This window comes from Pleomorphomonas sp. NRK KF1 (genome assembly GCF_023721755.1).
In the GTDB taxonomy this organism is placed as follows: domain Bacteria; phylum Pseudomonadota; class Alphaproteobacteria; order Rhizobiales; family Pleomorphomonadaceae; genus Pleomorphomonas.
In genome coordinates this window covers 60,806-75,866 of record NZ_JAMDLH010000008.1, presented here as the reverse complement: position 1 = coordinate 75,866, position 15,061 = coordinate 60,806, and the positions used below count along the sequence as shown (strand labels likewise).

The 15,061-nt window shown below is 65.1% G+C and carries 17 protein-coding genes; 9 read left to right on the top strand and 8 right to left on the bottom strand.

Going from position 1 to position 15,061, the window contains the following annotated elements; genetic code table 11:
* Position 1: 1 nt before the first annotated feature.
* Complete coding sequence (locus tag M4J39_RS18815; RefSeq protein WP_251730024.1) at positions 2-2,032, bottom strand: TonB-dependent receptor; 2,031 nt, start codon at positions 2,030-2,032, stop codon at positions 2-4.
* 152 nt (positions 2,033-2,184) lie between these two features.
* On the opposite strand from M4J39_RS18815, the gene M4J39_RS18810 reads away from it, so the two are divergent.
* The 5 genes from M4J39_RS18810 to M4J39_RS18790 all read left to right on the top strand — a co-directional run bounded on the left by M4J39_RS18810 (position 2,185) and on the right by M4J39_RS18790 (position 6,519).
* Positions 2,185-3,147 carry an AraC family transcriptional regulator gene (locus M4J39_RS18810; RefSeq protein ID WP_251730023.1) on the top strand — a complete coding sequence of 321 codons (963 nt, stop codon included), beginning with the start codon at positions 2,185-2,187 and terminating at the stop codon, positions 3,145-3,147.
* A 216-nt stretch (positions 3,148-3,363) separates the two neighbouring features.
* A complete protein-coding gene (locus M4J39_RS18805) occupies positions 3,364-4,140 on the top strand; it encodes an SDR family NAD(P)-dependent oxidoreductase (RefSeq protein WP_251730022.1) in 777 nt (258 codons plus the stop codon).
* A 1-nt stretch (position 4,141) separates the two neighbouring features.
* A complete protein-coding gene (locus M4J39_RS18800) occupies positions 4,142-5,047 on the top strand; it encodes a hypothetical protein (RefSeq protein ID WP_251730021.1) in 906 nt (301 codons plus the stop codon).
* Positions 5,048-5,173: 126 nt separating this feature from the next.
* The gene (locus M4J39_RS18795; protein ID WP_251730020.1) at positions 5,174-5,452 is read left to right on the top strand and encodes a hypothetical protein; all 279 of its coding nucleotides are present in this window, start codon (positions 5,174-5,176) and stop codon (positions 5,450-5,452) included.
* 260 nt (positions 5,453-5,712) lie between these two features.
* Positions 5,713-6,519: a glycoside hydrolase family 25 protein gene (locus M4J39_RS18790; RefSeq protein WP_251730019.1), complete on the top strand. Its 807-nt coding sequence runs from the start codon at positions 5,713-5,715 to the stop codon at positions 6,517-6,519.
* A gap of 233 nt (positions 6,520-6,752) precedes the next feature.
* Here the strand turns inward: M4J39_RS18790 and M4J39_RS18785 are convergent, their stop codons facing one another.
* Positions 6,753-7,418, bottom strand: coding sequence for a helix-turn-helix transcriptional regulator (locus tag M4J39_RS18785; protein ID WP_251730018.1), 666 nt, complete (start codon positions 7,416-7,418; stop codon positions 6,753-6,755).
* A gap of 64 nt (positions 7,419-7,482) precedes the next feature.
* Here M4J39_RS18785 and M4J39_RS18780 point away from each other — a divergent pair, with 64 nt between their 5' ends.
* A complete protein-coding gene (locus M4J39_RS18780; protein ID WP_251730017.1) occupies positions 7,483-7,845 on the top strand; it encodes an antibiotic biosynthesis monooxygenase in 363 nt (120 codons plus the stop codon).
* On the top strand, positions 7,838-8,224 hold the full coding sequence (locus M4J39_RS18775; protein WP_251730016.1) for an amino acid-binding ACT domain-containing protein: 387 nt from the start codon (positions 7,838-7,840) through the stop codon (positions 8,222-8,224). The genes M4J39_RS18780 and M4J39_RS18775 overlap by 8 nt, the downstream gene beginning before the upstream one ends.
* A 169-nt stretch (positions 8,225-8,393) precedes the next feature.
* On the opposite strand, the gene M4J39_RS18770 is transcribed toward M4J39_RS18775, so the two are convergent.
* The 3 genes from M4J39_RS18770 to M4J39_RS18760 form a co-directional block, all read right to left on the bottom strand.
* Complete coding sequence (locus M4J39_RS18770) at positions 8,394-9,263, bottom strand: alpha/beta fold hydrolase (RefSeq protein ID WP_251730015.1); 870 nt, start codon at positions 9,261-9,263, stop codon at positions 8,394-8,396.
* Between the two features lie 30 nt (positions 9,264-9,293).
* Positions 9,294-9,971: a DUF6683 family protein gene (locus M4J39_RS18765; protein WP_251730014.1), complete on the bottom strand. Its 678-nt coding sequence runs from the start codon at positions 9,969-9,971 to the stop codon at positions 9,294-9,296.
* 96 nt (positions 9,972-10,067) lie between these two features.
* Positions 10,068-10,631 (bottom strand): acyloxyacyl hydrolase, encoded by a 564-nt coding sequence (locus M4J39_RS18760; protein WP_251730013.1) that lies wholly within the window; start codon positions 10,629-10,631, stop codon positions 10,068-10,070.
* 426 nt (positions 10,632-11,057) lie between these two features.
* Here M4J39_RS18760 and M4J39_RS18755 point away from each other — a divergent pair, with 426 nt between their 5' ends.
* On the top strand, positions 11,058-12,053 hold the full coding sequence (locus M4J39_RS18755) for an HWE histidine kinase domain-containing protein (RefSeq protein ID WP_251730012.1): 996 nt from the start codon (positions 11,058-11,060) through the stop codon (positions 12,051-12,053).
* Between the two features lie 93 nt (positions 12,054-12,146).
* Here the strand turns inward: M4J39_RS18755 and M4J39_RS18750 are convergent, their stop codons facing one another.
* A complete protein-coding gene (locus M4J39_RS18750; RefSeq protein WP_251730011.1) occupies positions 12,147-12,767 on the bottom strand; it encodes an AAA family ATPase in 621 nt (206 codons plus the stop codon).
* 182 nt (positions 12,768-12,949) lie between these two features.
* Here M4J39_RS18750 and M4J39_RS22985 point away from each other — a divergent pair, with 182 nt between their 5' ends.
* A complete protein-coding gene (locus M4J39_RS22985) occupies positions 12,950-13,165 on the top strand; it encodes a type II toxin-antitoxin system PrlF family antitoxin (RefSeq protein WP_305884130.1) in 216 nt (71 codons plus the stop codon).
* Here the strand turns inward: M4J39_RS22985 and M4J39_RS18740 are convergent.
* Both M4J39_RS18740 and M4J39_RS18735 read right to left on the bottom strand, forming a co-directional pair.
* Positions 13,150-13,413, bottom strand: coding sequence for an antitoxin MazE-like protein (locus M4J39_RS18740; RefSeq protein ID WP_256469810.1), 264 nt, complete (start codon positions 13,411-13,413; stop codon positions 13,150-13,152). The two genes, M4J39_RS22985 and M4J39_RS18740, sit on opposite strands and share 16 nt — an antisense overlap.
* Positions 13,414-13,684: 271 nt before the next feature.
* Entirely contained in the window at positions 13,685-14,887 is a 1,203-nt protein-coding gene (locus M4J39_RS18735; RefSeq protein WP_251730010.1) for a hypothetical protein, read from the bottom strand.
* Between the last annotated feature and the right edge of the window lie 174 nt (positions 14,888-15,061).

Here is a 15,061-nt window from a genome sequence, read left to right as displayed (position 1 = left end):
ATCAGAATTCCTTGCGCAGCGTGAGACCGATGGTGCGCCCCTGGCCCAGCGTGCCCAGTTCGGAGGCGCCGCTCACGTAACCCGAGGTCTTGTAGGACTTGTCGGCTATGTTGTTGACGTAGAGCCGGGCCGAGAAGCCATCGTCGCGCACGAAGTCGAGGCTGGCATCAAATGTCGCATAAGCCGACTGTCCCGTGGTGTTCGCCTCGTCGAACCAGGTCTTCGAGGCTATGTTGGCGGCGCCATTGGCCGTCAGGCTGCCGCCAAGCAGATCGTCGGTCAGCACATAGGCGACATTCAGATGGGCGGTCGCGTCCGGCGCATAGGGAATCCGGTTCCCGTCGTAGCTGACACCGGTATAGGGGTCGGTGAAGTCGGTGAACTCGGAGCGGCCGAAGGCTGCGTTGCCGGTCAGCGTCAGTCGATCGGTGGCGTGCCAGCTGGCCTCCAGCTCGATGCCGGTACTGGTCGCCTCACCGGCGTTTCGGATGAACTGCTGGCCGATCGCGCCGACGTAGATCTGCTTGTCGGTCGAGCGGATGTGATAAAGGCTGGCCGAGAGATCGACAGTGCCGTCGAGCAGCGTCGACTTGACGCCCGCCTCGAAGTTCCAGTTCGATTCCGGATCGTAAGAGGCGGCGTCGATCGACGACGAGATGCTGCGATTGAAGCCGCCCGGCTTGTAGCCGCGCGAGACGATGCCGAACAGGCGCATCTCCGGCAGGAGCTGATATCCGACGGCGAACTTCGGCTGCAGGCTGTTGAAGTCGGCCTTGCGGTCGAAGTCGAAGCCCATGCCCGTGCTGTAGGCGTCGGCGCGGAAGGCGTCGATGGTCGAGCGGTCGTAAGTGGCGCGCAGGCCGCCCGTCAGGTCGAGCGCCTCGGTTGCATGCCAGGTCAGTTCGCCGAACGCCGCCACGCTGTCGGACACGACGTTGTTGGTCGCCGCTCCGTAATAGGGCGCGATCGCGCTCTTCCAGCCCATGAAGTCGTCATGGCTGAGCCACAGCCCCGTCACGCCGCTGAACTGGTCGCCTTCATAGCTCAGGCGCAACTCCTGCGAGATCATCTCGTCATCGTGCGGCCAGTGGTACCGGCTGCCGGCCCCGGCGGAGAAGTCGCGCTCCACCTCGCTCTTCTGGTAGCCGGTGATGCTGGACAGCGTGAAATCGCCGAAGCGATAGTTCATCTGGCCGGAAAGGGTCGTGACGTCGCGCCTGAGATCGGGGATCTCGCCATAGACGCCGCTACGATAGATGCGATCGTCGACATCGGCCTGATAGGAGTAAAGCTCTTCGTGCGACAGCAGCTTTTCCTTCGAATAGCTGATCGCTGCGTCGAAGGGGCCGCCCACCGGCGCGTAACGAAGTGTGGCCCTGCCATAGCCGTCGTTGGACGTGTTGATATCGTCCTTTCCGGTCGACGCATCGTCGATGTCGCCGGAGAAGTGCTGGAAGCGGCCGGCATAGTCGAGAAAGAGCGCGTCCGGCGCGAGAACCGCCGTTCCCCCGATCTCGACCGACGGCTCATCGAGCGACAGGTTGGTCTCCACGTAGAAGCGGTTGGCCGTTTTCTTCTTGGTGACGATGTTGATCACGCCGCCATAGGCGTTGGCGCCGTAGAGCGTGCCCTGCGGGCCGCGCAACAGCTCGACGCGCTCCACGTCCGCCAGCATTTGCGAGAAGGTGGACGGCACCTGCGGAACACCGTCGACATAGACCTGGACGGTCGGGTTGAAATAGTCCGGCGAGGAAATGCCGCGCACCGTCACGTTGGAATAGACGCGGTTGCCCCGGTTGCCGATGCTGACGCCGGGAAACACCTTCTGAAGATCCTCGACCGTGCGCACGCCCCGCCTGGCCAGATCCTCGCCGCTCACCACGGTCACGGCGGCGTCGAGCTTGGCGACGTCCTGTTCGCGCTTGGAGGCCGTGACGGTGATCGGCTCCAGGGCCGTTTCGTCGACGACGGGCTCGGCGCGGGACGGCGAGCCTGCGATCACCACAAGACAAGCCGAGGCCAGCAAAGCCATTTTTCTGCCGCGCACCATATTGAACCCCCAGAACCAGCCGATTAAACTTGGTCTCTATATTCCAGTTTAAGAACGGCGGGGCTAACGGTTTCCGGACGGGAATTGACGGAAACCGGACTAAAGACCTCGGAGCGGTGGGACCGATGAACTCCATGCTGACCTCGACAAACGGCACGGCCATTCACCGGGAGGCGGAGGGCCGGACGAGTTGGAAAGCGTCGGTCGATACCGAGATCGACCAGCTCGGCTGGCGACAGGCGACGCGGGTGGAACAGCCCGGCGACGACGTGACGATCTATGCGATCGACGCGCTGCCGGCGGAGGATCTTGTGTCGGAGATGGAGGGGCCGGCCACCTTCTCGCTGTCGATCTTCCTCGACGGCGCCGGCACGATGGCCATCGACGGCGCCAAGCCCTTGCGCATCCAGCCGGGCATGGCGATCTTCTTCGCCTGCGACAGGGTCACCCGCGGCGTCAACCGGATCGACGCCGGGCGGCGGCTCAGCTTTCTGGACATCCGCCTGGAGAAGCCGCTGCTCGAAAAGCTCGGCGGCATTTCCCTCGCCCGCCTCGGGGGCGCGGTCATCACCGAGCACAGCGTGCCCGAACAGGACGTGTTCATGATCGGCTTCACGGCGCCGCCCGAGCTGCTCGCCATCGTGACCGGCATCCTGCACTGCCGCCGCGGCGACGACCCGGCGCGCCGCGCCTACCTCTACAGCAAGGCCATCGAGGCGGTCAGCATCGGCCTCGACGCCGTGACGCGCCAGACCGGGGGAGCGCCGCTCAAGCCGCTGACCGGCGAGGAAATGAAGCGGCTCAATGCCGCCATCGACCTGATCGAGCGCCACTACAGCGCCGACTGGACGATCGCCAGGCTGTCAAGGGAAGTCGGCCTCAACGAACGCCGCCTCAAGGAGGGCTTCCGCCTGGCCATCGGAACCTCGGTTCACGCCTATCTGCGCGCAACCCGGCTGGACGCGGCGGCGGCGATGCTCGCCGCCGGATCGAGCGTGACCGAAGCCGCCTACGCCGTCGGCTTCGACAATCTCAGCCATTTCAGCAAGGTCTTCCGGGAGGCGAAGGGCGTCTTGCCGAGCCGCTACTCGGTTTAGGTCCAGCAAGAGTGGAAACCGGTCTTGCGCCCGGAACTGCGTCTTGACAAAGAGTTGGAGTTTTTCCCGACGAACCCGAGTTCGCCGGAAAAACTCTAGCGCGCGTCCGCCGAGCCCGGGTTTCCGGGCCGGACGGAGCCATTCTCGATCCAATCCCTCGGTGGCCGGAACCAAACACCGGTCATCTGCGCTTCTATCTTGAAGCCGGAGGTTCCGATGGGATTGCTTGATGGCCGCGTCGCGCTCGTCACCGGAGGCGAATCCGGCATCGGTGCGGCCACGGCAAAGGCATTGGCGGCCGAAGGCGCCGCGGTCGCGATCACATTCTACGCCGATGCCGCCGCTGCGGGCATCGTTCGCGACGGCATCGTCGACAAGAGCGGCAAGGCGATGACCGTCCACGCCGACGTCGGCGACGAGGCGCTGGTGGAGCAGGCCTTCGCGGCGGTGACCGCCGAGCTGGGCCTGCCCGACATCCTGATCAACAGCGCCGGGCTCAACATGAGCGGCGTGACCGTCGCCGACATGGACCTCGCCCAGTGGGAAAGGCTGATCCGCACCGACCTTACCGGCGCCTTCCTCACCTCGCGCGCCTTCGTGCGCGGCCTGCGCGAGACGAGACGTCCGGGGCGGATCGTCAACATCAGCTCGATCCACTCGGTCGCGGTCCGCTATGGCGGCGCCGACTATTGCGCGGCCAAGGCCGGGCTCGACAGCCTCACCCGCACCATGGCGGTGGAATGCGGCCCGATGCGGATCGGCGTCAACGCCATCGCGCCCGGCATGATCCTGACGCCGATGAACCGGGAGGCCGAGGTCCATCCGCAGATCCTGGCCGAGGCGCGCGAACACATTCCCTGGGGCCGCGCCGGCGAGGCCGAGGAGGTGGCGACGCTGGCCGTCTATCTCTGCTCGGACAAGGCCGAGTACATCACCGGCGCCATCCTGACGATCGACGGCGGACTGACGCTCGAACAGGCGCTGGGAGCCTGACATGGTAGAGGTCGATTTCAACGTCGAGACCATAGAGCCCGTCGTGGTGCACGGCCCCGACGCCATCACCCAGCGCGACCTGATGAGCCCTTATGTCTGGAAAGGGCCGCATGGCCGCGACTTCCGCATGATGGTGCGCGCGGTGCCGCGCATGGGCGAGACGGGCGACACCGGCACCATCTGGTACGCCAAAAGCGACGACGGTCTGACCTTCACCGCCACCGGCAAGCCGGTGATCGCGCCCGGGCCGGGACCGGACGATGCCGGCGGCTGCGAGGACCCGACGGTCGTCCAGCTGCCAGACGGCGGCTACGTCGTCTACTACACCGGCGTCACCGCCGACCGCCGCCATGGCGAGATGCTCTATGCCGCCGGTCCCGGCATCGAGCACCTCAAGAAGAAGGGCGTGGCGATGGCCTCGACCCCGTCCGAGGGCAACGTCAAGGAAGCCACCGTCGACCGCACCAAGGCCGGCCGCTGGCGGATGTTCTACGAGTATGCCGCCAACGGCGCCTCGCTGATCGGTCTGGCGACGGGCCCCGACGTCGACGGTCCCTGGCAGCACGAACGCCAGCCGTTCGCGCCGCGCGACGGCATGTGGGACAACTTCCACCTCTCCACCGGCCCGCTGCTCACCACCGACAAGAACCAGCCGGTGATGTTCTACAACGGCGCCACCGAGGACGCCCGCTGGCGCATCGGCTGGATCGCCTTCGACGCCGAGTACCGCAAGGTGATCGACCGCTGCATCGAACCGCTGATCGCCCCGCCGCCCTCGCCGAACCGCATGGCCACCGACATCGCCTTCGCCGCCTCGGTGGTGGTCAGCGGCGACGACACCTGGCTCTACTACTCCCGCGCCGACAGGGCGCTGTTCCGCGCGGCAATCCGCAGGTATGGGCGGTGACCGGCTTCAGCCGTAGACGATCTCGCCTGGAGGCACCTCGCGGAGTTCACTTGTCTCGGATGCCAACTACCTCCTACCGAAGCCGGCACAACTCGCCTAAACTGCGAAAAGCTGGCGGAGGCAACCTTGGGCAAATATTTCCTCGTGCTCGTTTTGGTGGGCCCATTGATCTGGGGGATCATCGCTCTCATCAAGGCAAGTTCGATCGTTGAGCAATACGACAAGCAGGCCAAGATATTTGTGTTGGGTGGACTAGGTGTCTACCTGCCGACCAAGCTGATTGAAAGAAACCAAAAATATCGAGAAAAATACGAAAAACAGATGGGAATTGTCTATAAGTGCTTTCTAGCTGAGATAATTATAGCCATGGCTTTCGATCGCTATATTCATTTCTTCGGGCACTAGAGCGCGTCTGGCGAACCTTGGTTCGACAACGTGCTCCATCTCTTTGTTTTGTCGCAACTCCGGACGCAAAACCGGTTCCCACCTTTGCTGGAGTTGCTCTTAGTTCGAGCTTGGAAAGGCGTCGAACAAGGGTCTGCCGCCCCATTCCGGCTTCCCCGCTCCTCCCCCTCGTCGTGGTTAGCAAATCCTTATCCATCTGCTGGGATGCTTGGGCGTCGCGACGGTTCCACCGTCGCGTTTCGTCTTTCAAGGGTTTGTCGATGGCCTTCTCCCGCTCGTTTTTCCCCCGCTCGGCCGTGCTGGCGCTGTCGGCGCTGATCGCCGGCTGTTCGGCGCTGAACTTCGACGATGGCCCGGTGCGCGCCACCCCGCATTTCCGGGGCGACACCTTCGAGATCCGCCATCCCTCGAAGAGCACCATCGAAGGCATCGACGTCTCCTATTTCCAGGAGACGGTGGACTGGCACGCCGTCGCCCGCGACGACATCCGCTTCGCCTACATCAAGGCCACCGAGGGCGGCAACCGGCTGGACGAGCGCTTCAACGAGAACTTTGCCGGCGCGGCGCGGGCCGGCGTGCTGCGCGGCGCCTACCATTTCTGGTACCATTGCCGCCCCGGCATCGAGCAGGCGGCCTGGTTCATCCGGAACGTGCCGCGCGACGCCAATGCCCTGCCGCCCGTGCTCGACATCGAGTGGACGCCCACCTCGCCCACTTGTCGCAAGCGCCCGCCCGCCACCGAGATCTACGCCGACATGCAGGCCTTCCTCGACGCGCTGGAGGCCCACTACGGCAAGCGGCCGATGATCTACACCTCGGTCGATTTCTACCAGGACCGGCTGGTCGGCGCCTTCGAGCGCTATCCGCTGTGGGTGCGCTCCACCGCCGTCAAGCCGAAGGAGGCTTATGGCGACCGCCACTGGCACTTCTGGCAATACACCTCCACCGGCCGTGTCGCCGGCGTCAAGGGCGACGCCGACCGCAACGTCTTCTACGGTTCGGAAGAGGACTTCCGGAAGTTCCTCGCCGACAGCGTGGTACGGCCGGCCATGGTGGCGGAGAGGTGAGCGACCATTCCGCCGAGTTGGGTTCGGGCGGAGCGGGCTGTAAGGGGGACGGAGCGCGATATTGCCCTCATTGCCCTTTCCGGACTGAGGTCCCCGCCTTCGCGGGGATGACAGGTTATCTATATGTTTTGTTTATATAATTCTGTCATCCTGCGCGAAGGCCGCTTGAATTCGCGCGCGAATTCAAGGAGGACCTCAGGCAGAATGGAGCGCAACGCCGATATAGGGCTCCCCTACCCGATCCACTCCCTGAACCGCCGCTCGCCCTCCGGCGTGAAGGCCACCACGCGGGACGCCGGCAGCCGCCTTGCCCAGCTCAGCGCGAACAGCCGATCCAGCGTCGCCTTGCCGATCAGCCCGGCAAGGTGGTGCCTCCGCTGGCTCCAGTCGAGGCAGGCGCGGCACGGCGGGCGGTTGCTGCGCGGCAGGCTGTCCGGCGTCACGCCGATGGCGGAGAAGCGCGACCAGCCCACCTCCGTCACGCCGAGATCGTCCGTCAGCCAGCCGGCCTCGCGCGCCCGGTCGTAGAGCGCCACGCCCATTTCGCCGGCCAGATGATCGTAGCAGACGCGCGCCTTCCTGAGCGCCGGCTCCTTCGGCCCGGTACGCACCGGCGACGCCGCGTCGGACGAGAACACCATCAGCGCCTCGATCAGCGCCGCCACATGCGCGCCTGCCAGGCGGAAATAGCGGTGCCGCCCCTGCGCCTCCACGGCCAGCACCTCGCCGTCGACCAGCTTGGCGAGATGGCCGCTCGCCGTCTGCTTGGTGACGCCGGACAGGCTTGCGAGCTCGGTGGCGGTCAGCGCCCGGCCGTCCATCAGTGCCAGCAGCATGGAGCTGCGAACCGGGTCGGCCACCAGGGCGGCGATGCGGGCGATGTCGGGACCTTCTCTCATGGTTCGATGATAGCCGAACCATCGTCGAGCGCCAGTCACCTATGACGGCGGAAAGGAGATGCCGATGATCGCGGTGATTTTTGAAGTGGACGTGCCGGCGGACGCCAAGGGCGAATATCTCGATTGGGCGGCCGAGCTGCGACCGCTACTCGCGGAGATCGACGGCTTTCTCTCCATCGAGCGGTTCCAGAGCCTGACGACGCCGGGCCGGCTGCTGTCGCTGTCCTTCTGGCGCGACGAGGCGGCCGTCGCCAAATGGCGCGCCCTCCCCGAGCACCGCCGGGCGCAAGCCGCCGGCCGCGACCACGTGTTCGCGGGCTATCGCCTGCGCGTCGCCGAAGTGCTGCGCGACTACGGCATGACCGAGCGGGCCGAAGCGCCTGCCGACAGCCGCGTGTTTCATATCGGCGGGGAACAGAATGTTTGACGTGGAGTTCGATCTCGCCAACCGCCCCGGCGCCCTGGCCGATCTCGGCGAGGCCATGGGCCGCGCCGGCGTGTCCTTCGAGGGCGGCGGCGTGTTCGCCAAAGGTGGCCGCGCCGTGGCGCATTTCCTGTTTCGGGACGGCGAGGCGGCGCGCGCGGCAGCGGAGGCGGCGGGCATTCCCGTGATCGCCATACACCGCCCGCTGATCCGTCGCCTGAAACAGGGCACGCCCGGCCAACTCGGCGTCATCGCGAGGGCGCTGGCGGAGGCGGGCGTCAACATCCTCACCCAGTATTCGGATCACCACAACCGCCTGATCCTGATCTGCGACAGGCCGGAGGCGGCGGCGGCGACGAGGGATTGGGAGGATGGGAGATAGGGAGCCTTATAAGTCCCTTGAGCTCTGTTCTGCCCGAGGTCCCCGCCTGCGCGGGGATGACAGGTTATCTATATGATTTGTTTATATAATTCTGTCATCCCCGCGCAGGCGGGGACCTCAGGACGAGTAAGGCGATCGGCCTGTATCGCGCGCCAGATCGCTCCGCCGCCTACTCCGGCGCCCGCATGAAGAAGGCCTCCAGTTCGACCGCCAGCGCCTCCGGCGCCTCCTCGGCCATGTGGTGGCCGCAGTCGATGCCGGCGCCTGTGACCGGCAGCTTCACCCAGGGCTGCCAGAGGGCGAGGAGGTCGCCGTAGAGCTCTTCGAGGTCGTCCTTCCTGGACCAGACGACGTGAACCGGACAGCGCAGCCTGCGGCCGGCCTCCTGGTCGTCGAGGTCGTGCAGCGGATCGACGTAGAGGCCGGCGCGATAGTCGCCCAGCATGCCCCTGACGGTGGCGGGATCGTGGATGGCGGCGCGATAGTCGGCGTAGTTGTCGGCGCCCATCGCCTCGGGCGAGCCGCCATACCAGGCGTCGGGGTCGGCGAGAATGGCCTGCTCGGGCTTGTCGTGCTGGGCGTAGAAGAACCAGTGCCACCAGCGGGCGGCGAAGCGCGCGTCGCAACGCTCCAGCGCATTGAGGATCGGCACGCCATCGAGCGCGGCAAGCTTCATCACCCGGGCCGGATGGTCCATGGCGGTGCGAAAGGCGGTGTATGAGCCGCGATCGTGGCCGGCGAGGTGGAAGGCGGAATAGCCGAGGTGGCGCATCAGGTCGACGCAGTCGCGCGCCTTGGCCCGTTTCGACGACCACTCGTGATCGTCCGGGGCGGGCGGTTTCGACGACTGACCGAAGCCGCGAAGATCGGGGCAGACCACCGTGAAGCGGCGGGCGAGCAGCGGCGCCACCCGGTGCCAGGTGGTGTGCGTCCTCGGGTGGCCGTGCAGGAGCAGCAGCGGCGGGCCGGAGCCGCCGTGGCGCACCCTGAGGCTCACCTCGGGCAGCTTGATCGTCTCCAGCGTGAAGCCGTCGAACATGGCCGTTTTCCCTTGCTCCGGAGCGCGGCTTCAGCTGCGGACAAAGCCCTCGTCGGTGAGGCGCAGCGCCCGGAGGTCGACGCCCAGTTGCTCGCGGAAGCGGGCCACCGCCGCCTTGGCGAGCCGATCGGCGGCGGCGCGGTCGCCGCGCGCCAGGGCATCGGCGTGGGCGGCATGCAGCACCAGGAAGTCCAGCATCAGCGCCTCGGACAGCCGCTGCCGCGCGGCGTCGTCGAGCCGCTGGAAGCCGGGGCTGGCGACGATCATCCGCCGCACCTGCCGGCGCACCGCCTCGGCCTCTTCGCGGTCGCTGTCGGCGCCGTTGGCGATGGTCCAGTTGAGCAGCCAGTAGCCGGCCACCGCGTCGGCCATGTCTCCGGGGTGGAGGCCATCGTCGCCAACGATCTTCGCCCAGCCACGCACCGGGTCGCGGTCGCCGAGGGCGGCGGCGACGCGACGGCCGTTCGGAGCGCTCCTCATGAGCGACATCCACTCGGCATAGGCGCGCCGGGCCTCGGCGCCGGCCTCCGGCGCGGTGCGATAGGCGGTGGCCGATGCCGGGGGACGCGCCTTCGCCTCGCCGCGCCCATCGAGGACGTCGGCGATCGCGCCGCTGTCCGGCAGCACCGTCGGCAAGCCTCCCGCGCCGGCCGGCGCAGCCAGAAGCAGGGGAACAAGAGCCAGAAGGCGAGCGAAGCGGTGCGTCATGGGCGGACCTCCGATGAAATTGGTCCAACCCGGAAATCGGCCGTTTGTTCCGCCGCGCCCCGCTGCCTGCCGGCGCGTGCCTGCGGGGTGTGATGATCAGAAATGATAGCCGAGGCGGAAGCCGGCGCTTTCGTAGCCGTTGTTCTCGTCGCAAAGGTCGGCGTTGGACATGTGGCTGGCGTAGAGCTGCGCCGACCAGTTTTCCGTCACGCGCCAGTCGACGTCGAGGCCGAGGTGGAACAGCGCCCGGCAGCCCAGCTCGCGGCCGGAGGGATCGCCGCTCAGCTTGGCGTCGTGCAGGGCGCCGCCGAGCTGCCCTTCCAGGCTGAGGTCGCCATACCTGAGGAAGGTGAAGGTGAGGCCGGCATAGACGTCGCTGATCCCCTCGCGCTCGGTGGCGACGTCGACGCCCAGCGTCGGCCGGGGCGAGCCCAGCCAGGACGGCACGTCAAGCGCCGGCGCCCGCAGCTCGACATTGGCGAGCGCGCCATCGACATCGCCCGCCGTGAACAGCCCGGCATTGCTGGCGCCGACCCCGCCGTAGACGGTCCAGCCGGTGGCGTCGGGACTGGCGGCATCGCCGGCGCTGGCCGGCAGCGGAACGCCCACGGCGGCGAGGATCATGGCGACGGCGAAAAGGCGGTGGCGGCCAAGCTGCATGATGGGCGGCTCCGGGTCGGAGGGAAGGTCGAATCGCGTCCGTCAGCACGCTACACGTGTAGTCGCCGCAGGGAAAGCAGTCAGGCCATCCAGACCGGAAGCGGCACCAAGCGCCGAAAATCAAAGCCCGCTGCGCTGCGCTTCGCTTGAGGGTTGCCTGCCCGGTCACAGATGGCGAACCGCCATCGGCGACAAGACGCAACCCAGGATTGATGTTGATCTCCCCGCCCGCGCCTCTCGCAAGTGCCAAATGAGGCAAGAATGCGACACCCGCATGGAACCTCCGGCAAGGTCAGGCGTCTTTATGGCGAGGGATTATGTCGCGCTCGCACCAGTCGTTTTGCCAATATCGGGAAAACCAACAGTACAGTTTCCTGTTTTTCGGAGATCCCTCCAGCAACCTGGCCACCAAAGGAGGTGCTCGGCATGAACATGGAGGACCTCTACCGCCTGCTGCGCACCGGCCATGTTCAGGCGCAGGGCATCGTCGACACCGTGGCCGACCCGATGTTGCTTCTGGACGAAAGACTTTGCGTGCAAAGCGCCAGCCGCGCCTTCTTCGAAGTCTTCCAGGTCGATCGCTACGAGACGATCGGCCAGCCGATCTACGAGCTCGGCAACGGCCAGTGGGACATCGCCGACCTCCGCCATCTGCTCAAGCAGGTGATCCCCCGGAGCACGGCGGTGATCGACTACCGCGTCGAGCACGACTTTCCCAAGCTCGGCCCCCGCACCATGCTGCTGACGGCGCGAACGCTGCACCACCCCGACAACAACAGCCACCTCATGCTGCTGTCCATCGTCGACATCACCGAGCGCGCCGAACACGACGCCGAAAAGGACATGCTGTTCGGCGAGCTCAAGCACCGCATGAAGAACTTGCTCAGCGTGGCGCGGTCCATCGCCCGCCAGGCCACCACCGAGGGCCGCACGGCGGCCGAGTATCGCGACGAATTCCTCGGCCGCTTCGAAGCGCTGGTGGAGGCGCAGGAGCTGGGCTTCATCGGCGACGAAGCCACGGACCTCGCGGCGCTGATCGAGCGCGTGCTGGCGCCCTACGCCAAGCACCCCGAGGCGGTGACCGTCACGCCCGACGGGCCGGTCATCCTGGGGTCGAGCGCGCTGACCTCGCTCGGCCTGGTGCTGCACGAGCTGGCGACCAACGCCGCCAAGTATGGCGCGCTGTCGGTGCCCGGCGGGAAGGTGTCGATCGGCTGGCAGGCCGACACGGCAAGCGGCTACCTCCAGATCACCTGGGTGGAAAACGGCGGGCCGCCGGTGGTCGCGCCGTCCGCCACCGGCTTCGGCACCAAGCTGATCCGCACCGCCATCTACCACGGCGAGGTGAAGCAGACCTACGCGCCCGACGGCCTGGAGGCGGAAATCCTCATCCCCTTCGGCTCCGCCGTCATCCCGAGGTGACGAGACGGATGGGCCGGCAAGGGAGCCCCACGAGAAGCCCCTTGGGAGTCCATGGGAGTCCAACCGCGCCTATGCTGAGTCAAAACCGCCACGTCACCGAGGCGGGGTCAGCGGGCCGGGGATGGGAAGAACCGTCGCCCGGTTCACGATCTCGTCGAAGAGATCCGCCACCGCCCGTTCGTCCGACGCATCGACCACCCGCAGCCCCACCTCCCGCGCCTCGGCGAGAAGGGCGGCGTTCTCCCTCAGCGAGCGGTCGATGAAGGCATCGATGGGCACGCGCTCGGCCGGCCCGCGCGTGTCATAGGCGGCGGCCATCCGCATGCGCTCGACAAGGAAGGCGTCGGGCGCGTGCAGCAGCACGCCGAACACCTCGTCCGAGAGGAGCGGGGCGATGAACGCCGGCCTCAGCGCCGCGCCCTCCAGCACGAACGGCCGCCCGGCCGCCCGCTCCGCCTCGATCATCGGCCGCACCTGCCGCCACATGTTCTCGTGGTGCACCCCAAGGAACCAGTGGATCGTCTCGGGCGTCAGCCGCTCGTAGAACTCCAGGACCGGTGCCGGCACACTGAGCCACGGCCGCCCCGGATGCCGCCCCAGCCCATCCGTCGACAACCCCGCCCACCCGAGCCGCTCGGCCAGCCTTTCCGCCAGCGTCGACTTGCCGACATGCGAGGTGCCGGAAATGAGGATGGCCTGCAAGGGTAAGGGCATGGGGACCTCGCGTTGCGCCATGATCCACAAACGGATCGCGAGGCCCCTTTATGGACCATTTGTGGGCGATCGGGAAACCGGCAAGGCGGCGCAATGGGCGTCAGTCGGCAAGGCCGAACACCCAAACGGCTCGCAAAGGCGGGCCGTCAGGCGTAATCGTGGAAACCGTGTCGGAGGTTTCGATGATCACAAGCAAGCTGACGGCCAAGGGCCAGACGACGATACCGCTGCCAGTCCGACAAGCCCTGCGTCTTCGCGCAGGCGACGAGATTTCCTACAGCATCGAGGGCGACGGGGTGACGCTGCGCAAAGGTCCGGACACGGGTGCCAAAGCTCCATTCGAGACATTCAACGAATGGGATAGCGACGCAGACCGAATTGCCTATCGGGATCTGTGAGCTTGGCCTGTAGAGCGTTGGGCCTGATCGTCCCCCCACTCAAACGCAGCGCCGATAAAGCCCAGCGCCTCGGCCTCCTCGGCCCGCCCGCTTAGGATGAGTCCCTGCCGCCTAGCCTCGACAGCGAACTCCGGCCGGTTAGGATCGGGCACCCAAATCCGCAACTGCTTCATGCCCCGGCGCTGCTTTTGCTGCCGGTAGCGCTGAAACTTGGTCAGCCCGTCTTTTGTCTGCTTGGCGTGGGGCATAAAGCCTCCAAAAGCTTGCGCACGACCTTAGCGTGAAAGGTGCGCGCTGCCTAATCGCTATCCGTAAGGCAGCTCAAGAGGGAAGTTTGGACACAGCGGTGAACAACGGTTAGTTCAGATTGGATATCAAGCCAGATCAAGATCAGCAACTGACCCAAGCTCAGAACATAGCCCCACCCTTGCTCGAGGCATCGCGACCTATAACGTCTTTATTGGTATCTAGGTGGAACCGCGGCTTCTTTGGATCTATTCGCACTCATGAGCAGCGCCGTTACGAACTGTCGGCAAGAAGGCAACGGATGGCGCCAAGTAGCCCAAGATCAATCCGCCAAACGGATGGCAGTTTAGCATGTGCGAGTTCTGACGAACGCACAGCCAGCAACATATGCTCGCTTTCTTTGGTCCCGCCGTCCAACGAGGTGACGAAGAGACGGGTCATGCATCGCGCGTACTGCTCAGTATCCCAGCTATTTCCAATCAGCTCCCATGGGCTGAGAGGTTCGATCACAATCGTGACGCTAGCCAGTTCCCACCACTCTTTGATCTTTTCCGAAAGCAAAGTAATCACGGGGTGATAGCTCGTCAGGGCGACCAAGTCGGAGGCCCTTCGTTTGGTGAGGGCCGACTGGAATAGTTCGAGCGCCGCCTGGGGCGATTCCGGGTTCAGCCTGGACAGGTTGGCGGTCAAGAACCGGGCGTTCCATTCCTTTTTAGAGGCTTCATTCTTAGGCTCAGGAGCTATGTCGCGCGCCCATTCCACTACTGCTGCCAAAAGATTCATAGCTTTTGCGGCAGTCACTCGGTTTGCATAGTTCAGTCGAGTGCCGTGAAGAATGCCATTTCGAAACGGCGTCGTGAGTGGTTGTTCAGAATAGCCCCGTTGGCTGCTTCGCAGATAACCCAAGAGTTTTTTCAGCGCCGACGGATGTCCAGCTACGCTTTCCGACGACTGAAAAAGCTCATCAAGCTCGCCCTGCTCCGAGAACATACTTTTCGTGCCGGTAGCCGACACACCGAACCCATCGACAAGCATAAGAACAAGAGGAACGAATACTATATAATCACCCGATTCATATGCTTCGAATACTCGTTCAACGATTTTAGCACGTACCGGAAATTCCGGTTCCACCATACCGCCGCCCAATACTTTGAGAGCCTGCCACTTGATTGCCTCTATCCGAAGCAGCGACTCGGCGAGGTACGCATCAACATCGGACTGATCTGCACCGCCACGATGCATAGTAAGCGCATGTTCCGCAGCTTCATGGCCACAAGCAAACATGACGTAAACCCAGCCATGCTCACAGAGCACGGCATTAAACCGGTCCGGCAGGCTCGGCAGGTCACGAATGGCCGTTGCCAATTGATGCGGTTCAGACTCAACAGGAAAGAGGCTCGCAAGGCCGACGCGAGAAGCGAGGGCTTTGAGCTCGGCATTGTCGCTCTCGATTGTGCCCCGCATCTTGTTGGACATTCGTGTCCCCCTCTTCTTAAGTCACGCGGTCAAAGAAAGCTGTGATACTATCACTAATGGCCCGCATGTCATTGTCGCTATTAAGCGAGAACGCTAAAGTCGCTTTTATAGAAGCGCGGTTGGTGCTGACTGGTGTCTATCAAACGAGAAACGGCAACAACACACAGGTTCGAA